Here is a 7,810-nt window from a genome sequence, read left to right on the forward strand (position 1 = left end):
CAGGCAATCATGGCTGTGAAGAAACGCTTCAGCAACGCTTTGATTTTTCAGACAGTTGTGATGTCCAGACGGGTTTCTATTTGTAGATAAAACAAAATACTGCCACTAAAAAGGCTTGTTTTCTATTTTTATGAGAATAATCTTGTAATTCCAACAACAAATTCACTGAGGATGGGTGTATGACTCTCCGAATCGCAATCAACGGTTTTGGCCGCATCGGCCGCAACGTCCTACGTGCACTCTATACCCAAGGTTATCGTCAGGACCTGCAGATCGTCGCCATCAATGATCTGGGTGACAGCGAGATCAACGCCCACCTCCTCAAATACGACACCGTCCACGGTCCGTTCGACGCTACGGTGGAGCACGATAAGGAAAGCATCACCGTCAACGGCGACCGCATTTCGGTCAGCGCCATTCGCAATCCAGCAGAGCTGCCGTGGCAATCGGAAAAGATCGACGTGGTGTTCGAATGCACCGGTTTGTTCACGGATCGTGCCAAGGCAGCAGCACACATCACCGCTGGCGCCAAGAAGGTCATCATCTCGGCCCCGGCCAAAGGCGCGGACGCCACGGTTGTCTATGGCGTAAACCATGACGTGCTGCGTCAATCGCACCAGATCATCTCCAACGCCTCGTGCACCACTAACTGCCTGGCACCGGTGGCCCAGGTGCTGAACCGCGAGCTGGGCATCGAAAGCGGCCTGATGACCACCGTTCACGCCTACACCAACGACCAGAACCTGATCGACGTCTACCACACCGACCCGTACCGCGCGCGTTCGGCCACGCAGTCGATGATCCCGAGCAAGACCGGCGCTGCCGAAGCCGTGGGCCTGGTGCTGCCGGAACTGGCAGGCAAGTTGACCGGCATGGCCGTGCGTGTACCGGTGATCAATGTGTCGCTGGTCGACCTGACCATTCAGCTCAAGCGCGATGCGACCGCTGAAGAAGTCAACGCGATCATGAAAGAAGCTGCCCAGCACTCGAAAATCCTGGGTTACAACACCCTGCCGCTGGTGTCCCACGACTTCAACCACAACCCGCTGTCGTCGATCTTCGACGCCAACCACACCAAAGTCAGTGGCCGTCTGCTGAAAGTGTTGGCCTGGTACGACAACGAATGGGGCTTCTCCAACCGCATGCTCGACAACTGCCTGGCGTTGATGAACGCCGAGTAGGACGGGACGCTTGCCTCCCTTGATCTGTCAGGGAGCAAATGCGTTGGGCAGCACGTGCGGGAGCGAATTCATTCGCGAGACGGTGGTACAGACGATACATCTCTATCGCCAGTCCCACTGCATCGCGAATGAAACCACTCCCACAGGTTTGATCGCAGCACGCGATCCACCATTTACACATTCTTTGCAACTTACGGCCTTGACCGAATGGCTAGATGATAAGCATTATCATTCGCTGAATTTCTGGTCGGGTATCCCCGTGAGTCAGTCGCACTTCAATGACGTTTTCCTCGCAAGGCGAACGATTCTGCTGCGCACCCTGCAGCGCATGGTTCGCAACCCCAGCACCGCCGAAGACCTCTTGCAGGAAACCTACCTGCGGGTGACCCGCGCCCTGGGCGAGCGCGCCATCGATCATCTCGAACCTTTCGTCTTCCAGACCGCGCGCAATCTCGCGCTGGACCATTTGCGCGCCCGTCGCATCCATTCGCGCACGATCATCGACGACGTTCCGTTGGCCGATGTGCACAACGTGGTCGCCCCCGATGCGTCATTGGAGGACGCCGCCCATGCCAATCGTCTCTTGATGAGCCTCAACGCCAGCCTGGAAAAGCTCACCCCGCGCCAGCAGAAAATCTTTACCCTGAGCCGACTCAACGGCTGTAGTTACCTGGAAATCGCCGAGCAACTGGGGGTTTCCGCCAGCACCGTGCAAAAGGAACTCAAGCTGATCATGGCGATTTGCGTCGGCGTTGCTGCCCGACTCGAACGCTGATGAGAGCGGCTTGATCCTGACTTCATAAGAAATCTTGCGGAAGGTCAGCGACCGTAGCGCTAAACTCCCGCCCCATACCGTGTAGCCGAGGATGCTCCTTGACGGACTCTCACTCACCTGGCCCTGCCAACGACAGTGCCATGGATCAGGCCCTGAACTGGCTGATCGAACTTGAAGGCGCCGACGCCGAGCAACGCGCGCGTTTCGAGGCGTGGCTGGCCGCCGACCCCGCCCATGGCGAGGCTTTCGCCAAGGCCGAAGCTGTCTGGAATTCCCAGCCGGTGTTCGACGCTGCGCTCACCCTCGCCGCGCCGAAAAAGCCTTCGATGGTGCGCCGTTTGCGCCCGCACTGGGTGCCACTGGCCACCGCCGCCGCCCTGATACTGGGCCTGTTCAACTTTAGCGACCTGCCGCTGCGCCTCAAGGCCGACCACCTGACCGTGGCTGGCGAGCGCCAGCGTCTTGAGTTGGGAGACGGCTCGAAGGTGCTACTCAATACCAAATCTGCGTTCTCCAGCGAACTCGACGACCGCCAGCGCATCGCCCGGCTTTACGAGGGCGAAGCCTTCTTCGACGTGCCAAACGCCAAAGGCTTGCCCCTGGAGGTCGAGGCTGGCCCCGTGCGCATGAGCGCCAGCAGCACGTCGTTTGCCGTGCGCTATCTGGACGGCGTGGCGCAGATTCAGGTCGAACGCGGCGCAGTTAACGTGCAGGCGACCACAGGCAATTCTCAGGTCAGCCTCAATGCGGGCGACAGCCTGCGCGTTGGTCCTGAAGGGTTCGGCCATCGGGAAAAGCTCGACCAGAACAAGGACCTGGCCTGGGTTCAGGGTCGACTGATTTTCGATAACTGCCCGCTGAGCGAAGTGCTGACAGAGCTGCGTCGCTACTACCCCGGCTGGATCGTCAACGCCAACACGCGGCTGGATAAGGTTGCGGTGACAGGCAATTACCGTCTGGACAACCCAGTCGACGTGGTCCGCTCGCTGGCACAAATCACCTCGGCGCGCCTGCATGAACTGCCTGCGCTGGTCATCCTCAACTGAGAATAATTATTTTTACGCGATAGCTCTGCGTCGTACGTCTCGTCTTAGCCAATGCAAGTGATTCCTATTACTCACACACTTGCCAACACGAAAACGACACGCACGACACGGAGCGCTCTCGATGCCGTCCACGTTTAACCCCGCCACATCCGACTCGCCAGGCAACACCCGCAACTTCGCCCTTTCCCTGCTGACCGTCGCGGTCTTCTCCGCTGGTCTGCACAGCGCGCCAATCGCCGCCGCCGAACAACCGGTGCGCGTAGCTGGCAGCTATCGGTTCGCGATCAAGCAGCAGCCGCTGGTCTCGGCCCTGAACGAATTCAGCAAGGTCACGGGCTGGCAGGTCGGGATGTCTTCGGATCTGGCGCAGAACGTCACCTCGCCCGGCGTCAGCGGCACCCTGTCGGCGGAAAAAGCGCTGGATCGCCTGCTGGCCGGCAGCAACCTGAGTTACCGCAACCTGGGCAGCAACAACGTCGTGCTGGAAAAACGCACCAACGCCGGCACCCTGGCGCTGGACCAAGTGACCGTCAGCGCGACCCGGCAGGCGCAATCGGTGGACTCGGTTCCCAGCACCGTTTCTGTGCGCGACCGAGTCGATCTGGATCGGCAGAACGTCAACAACATTCGTGATCTGGCGCGCTATGAGCCCGGCGTTTCCGTAGGCGGCGCAGGCCAGCGCGCGGGCACCAGCGGCTACAACATTCGCGGCATCGACGGCGACCGGATTCTGACGCAGGTCGATGGCGTCGAAGTGCCGGACAACTACTTCTCCGGCCCCTACGCCAACACCCACCGCAACTATGTGGACCCGGAAATCATCAAGCGCGTCGAGATCCTGCGCGGCCCGGCCTCGGCCCTGTACGGCAGCAGCGCCATCGGCGGCGCAGTGAGTTATTACACCCTGGACCCGGACGACATCATCAAGCCAGGCAAAGACGTCGGCGCGCGCCTGAAAACCGGTTACAGCTCGGCCGACAACAGCTGGCTGAACTCGGCCACCGTCGCCGGTCGCGAGGGGGACTTCGATGGCTTGCTGCATGTCAGCCAGCGCAACGGCCGTGAAACCGAATCCTATGGCGAACACGGCGGCACCGGCCTGGGCCGCACAGCCGCGAACCCCGGCGATGTCCGCGCCACCAACATGCTGGCCAAGCTGGGCTGGAACTACGGCGACGGCGATCGCCTGGCCTTTACCTACGAAAAATTCAAGGATGACACCCACACCAATCAGAAGAGCGCAGTGGGCGGGCCGTTCAACGCAGGGAGCGGCTTCGGCTTCTATCGCGGACGCGAAGGCAACGACGTGATCACTCGCGAGCGTTTCGGTCTGCAGAACACCTTTGCGCTGGACAGCCTGCTCGTTGATAACGTCAAGTGGAGCCTGAACTATCAGATCGCCAAAACCGATCAGGACACGATCGAGCGCTACGTGCCGGGCAGCCGCGATGTCTGGCGGACCCGCGATACCTATTACAAAGAACGTCAGTGGATTTTCGACGCGCAGCTGGACAAGGCGTTTGCCATCGGCGACACCGAGCATCTGCTGACCTACGGCACCACACTGAAACAGCAAAAAGTCACAGGCGAGCGCAGCGGCACCGCGACCTGCGCCAGCGTGCTGGGCACCTGCCGCACCATCGGTGCCACCAGCCCGACCGCCTCCGACAGCCTGGCCCCGACCAGCGATTTCCCGGACCCGACCATCAACACCTACGCCTTGTTCGCTCAGGACCAGATCAAGTGGGGCGACTGGACCTTCATGCCCGGTGCGCGTTATGACTACACCACGCTCAACCCCCACGCGACGCCTGAATTCCTGCGCGCCGTCAGCCTGACCGACCCCAGCCAGTTCAACGACAAAGAGAAAAAATGGCATCGCCTGTCGCCCAAACTGGGTGTGACCTATGCCATCGACGACGCCTACGCCTGGTACGGCCAGTACGCCGAAGGCTTCCGCACGCCAAGCGCGAAAGCGCTTTACGGCCGTTTCGAAAACCTCAACACCGGCTACGTCGTCGAGCCGAACCCGAACCTGGAACCCGAGAAGAGCAAGAGCTACGAAACCGGCCTGCGTGGTCGTTTCGATGAGGGCTCGTTCGATGTGGCTGTGTTCTACAACAAATACCGCGACTTCATTAATGAAGACGCTATTCAGCCTGCCACCTCGACTGAAGCGGTGTTCCAGTCCAACAACATCAAACACGCCACGATCAAGGGCGTTGAGCTCAAGGGCCGCCTGAATCTGGACAGCTTCGGTGCGCCGCAAGGCCTCTACACCCAGGGCTCGGTGGCGTACGCGTACGGTCGCAACGATGACACCGGCCAGCCGATCAACAGCGTCAACCCACTGACCGGCGTGTTCGGCCTGGGTTACGAGCAGGACAACTACGGCGGCCTGCTGAGCTGGACGCTGGTCAAACGCAAGACCCGCGTGGACGACTCCAACTTCCATGCGCCGGACGGCTCGTCGACCCAGTTCAAGACCCCAGGCTTTGGCCTGATGGACCTCACCGGCTACTACAAAGTCACCGACGACGTGACCGTCAGCAGCGGCCTGTACAACCTGGCCGACAAGAAATACTGGCTGTGGGATGACGTGCGCGGCTACGACGGTGTCGGCGAAGCGGGCGTGACCGCACCGGCCAGCCTGGACCGCCTGACCCAGCCGGGACGCAACTTCGCGATCAATCTGGTGTGGGATATCTGACGCTCAGCGCGCCTCACCTTGCGGAAGCGCTTGCCCGCGATGGCGGTGAGTCAGTCAATGAATGTTTGCCTGACAGACCCTATGGCGGGCAAGCGCGCTTCTACAGCGTTGCGCGCCAGATGGATTTTTACGCGTTTGCCCGCGCTCACTCGTCTTGTCTACAAGGCCTCAATTTCCAAGGAAGACACCCATGTCCACCGACTCGATCCGTCGCTCACAGCGGCTGAACCAGATCACCCACGCGCCTCACGAACACTTGGACAAGGCCGTCAAAGCCAACGCGCCGTTCGAAACCCTGGCCAGTTACACGCGTTTTCTCAGCGCCCAATACCTGTTCCAGCAGGAACTCAAAGCGCTGTACACCGACCCTCAACTGATCGAGCTGATCAGCGACCTGCCCCAACGTTGCCGCGCCGAACAGGCAAAAGCCGATCTGCACGATCTGGACACGCCAATTCCCGCGCCCGTGGCAGGCGCTGTCGAGCAACCGCCGCTGGCCGAAGCGCTGGGCTGGTTGTTTGTGTCTGAAGGCTCGAAGCTGGGCGCAGCGTTTCTGATCAAGCGCGCAGTGGCCCTGAACCTCAGCGAAACCTTTGGCGCACGCCACTTGGGTGAGCCGGCCGGTGGTCGTGCCGAGGGCTGGAAGCGGTTCATCCGGATTCTCGACGATCTGCCGTTGAGCGAAGAGCAGGAGCGCCAGATCGACAAAGGCGCAGTCGCGGCCTTCGAACGTTTCAATGTGTTGCTCGAACATGCCTATACGTCGGCTGCTGAAACGGAACCTGCCTGAATCGAAGCGTTTGGCGCCCGGCGCTGTTAAGCTGGGCGCCTTTCGAGAGATCGCCTCTTGGAAACACGTCGTCACCCTGCCGTACCCGAGACTCATGACCAACACACCCCAAGGCAGCAAACTGTCCCGCATCCTGTTCGGCATCCTGGCCTACGTCAGCCTCGCCATCGGCATCATTGCGATCTTCATTCCCGGGCTGCCCACCACCGAATTCATCCTGCTCGCCGCCTGGGCTGCGACCAAAAGCTCGCCGCGCTTGAGCGCCTGGCTGGAAAACCACCGCCTGTTCGGCCCAATGCTGAGCAACTGGCGCAACGGCAAACTCATCGCCCGTAGCGCCAAGATCAGCGCGACGGTCACGATGTTGATCTGTGCAGTGGTCATGCTGGTGGTGCTCAACCACAACTGGTGGATCTACTTCGCGGTGACCGGCATGGTGCTGGTCAATCTGTGGATCTGGTCACGCCCCGAACCCGGCGCGCAGACCGACAGCTGCCCGGAGTCTTCCGGGCGACCCTGACCTGCGAGGATGAACCCCCGCCATCGTCCACGGTCTGCTCCTTACGATCATCGTTTCTTGAGGGAGCAGTCACATGTTCGAGCCAGGCCATCTGCACATCGCCCGCCCCGCCCTGCAACCGGATGACATCGGTTACGACCTTCATATCCGCTACGAAGCCAGCCAGACCGCCTCCGGCCCCGGTCTGCATTTCACGCTGGATGGCGAGATCAACGGCACAGGCATCAACGAAACGTTCGACCTGCCCAAAGACAAGGCCTACAACTTCGCCAGCGAAGCCTCACGCATCTGCGAGAAACACGGCCTGCCCAAAGACGTTGATTTGCACGACATGCATGGCGATTACGACCTGATGTTCGAAGACATTCGCCAAATGCTGGATATGAAGTCGGGAGATGCGGTGAAGCCTGAGCATCTGGAGTAGCGCTACTATGCCTGCCGAATATCGCGGGCGGGCACGCTTTAACCTGTGGGAGCGAATTCATTCGCGAGAGGGCGGTGCATCCGACACAGCTCTTTCAGCCGTAGCATCTTTCGCGAATGAATTCGCTCCCACAGGTGAATCGCGTGCGCAGAGAACATCTGCATGCACATCTGTTTCTGATCTTCGCGTATGACGGCAACAGGTGAGGTAAGCGCCTTGCCTGTGAGGGCGAATTCATTCGCGAGAGGGAGGCGCATCCGACGCAGCTCTTTCAGCCGTAGCATCCTTCGCGAATGAATTCGCTCCCACAGGTGAATCGCGTGCGCAGAGAACATCTGCATGCACATCTGTTTCTGATCTTCGC

General features: G+C 60.2%; 8 protein-coding genes. 7 read left to right on the top strand and 1 reads right to left on the bottom strand.

Annotation, left to right across the window (positions count from 1 at the left end):
- Positions 1–179: 179 nt before the first annotated feature.
- The 7 genes from gap to AC07V9_RS21895 all read left to right on the top strand — a co-directional run bounded on the left by gap (position 180) and on the right by AC07V9_RS21895 (position 7,446).
- Positions 180–1,181, top strand: a complete 1,002-nt coding sequence (gene gap, locus AC07V9_RS21865) for a type I glyceraldehyde-3-phosphate dehydrogenase (RefSeq protein ID WP_495017723.1) — start codon at positions 180–182, stop codon at positions 1,179–1,181.
- Positions 1,182–1,440: 259 nt separating this feature from the next.
- Positions 1,441–1,956 (top strand): RNA polymerase sigma factor, encoded by a 516-nt coding sequence (locus AC07V9_RS21870; RefSeq protein WP_495017724.1) that lies wholly within the window; start codon positions 1,441–1,443, stop codon positions 1,954–1,956.
- 140 nt (positions 1,957–2,096) lie between these two features.
- Positions 2,097–3,002: a FecR family protein gene (locus AC07V9_RS21875; protein WP_495017725.1), complete on the top strand. Its 906-nt coding sequence runs from the start codon at positions 2,097–2,099 to the stop codon at positions 3,000–3,002.
- A gap of 121 nt (positions 3,003–3,123) precedes the next feature.
- Entirely contained in the window at positions 3,124–5,712 is a 2,589-nt protein-coding gene (locus AC07V9_RS21880; protein WP_495017726.1) for a TonB-dependent receptor, read from the top strand.
- 190 nt (positions 5,713–5,902) lie between these two features.
- Entirely contained in the window at positions 5,903–6,502 is a 600-nt protein-coding gene (locus AC07V9_RS21885) for a biliverdin-producing heme oxygenase (protein WP_495017727.1), read from the top strand.
- Between the two features lie 94 nt (positions 6,503–6,596).
- Positions 6,597–7,022: a YbaN family protein gene (locus tag AC07V9_RS21890; RefSeq protein ID WP_495017728.1), complete on the top strand. Its 426-nt coding sequence runs from the start codon at positions 6,597–6,599 to the stop codon at positions 7,020–7,022.
- A 73-nt stretch (positions 7,023–7,095) separates the two neighbouring features.
- The gene (locus AC07V9_RS21895; RefSeq protein WP_495017729.1) at positions 7,096–7,446 is read left to right on the top strand and encodes a DUF5064 family protein; all 351 of its coding nucleotides are present in this window, start codon (positions 7,096–7,098) and stop codon (positions 7,444–7,446) included.
- Between the two features lie 38 nt (positions 7,447–7,484).
- Here AC07V9_RS21895 and AC07V9_RS21900 read toward each other — a convergent pair.
- Positions 7,485–7,810 (bottom strand): hypothetical protein (locus tag AC07V9_RS21900; protein ID WP_495017730.1); only part of this gene is annotated, 326 nt, incomplete at its 5' end.

The organism is Pseudomonas sp. GW821-FHT02A11, from assembly GCF_059421985.1.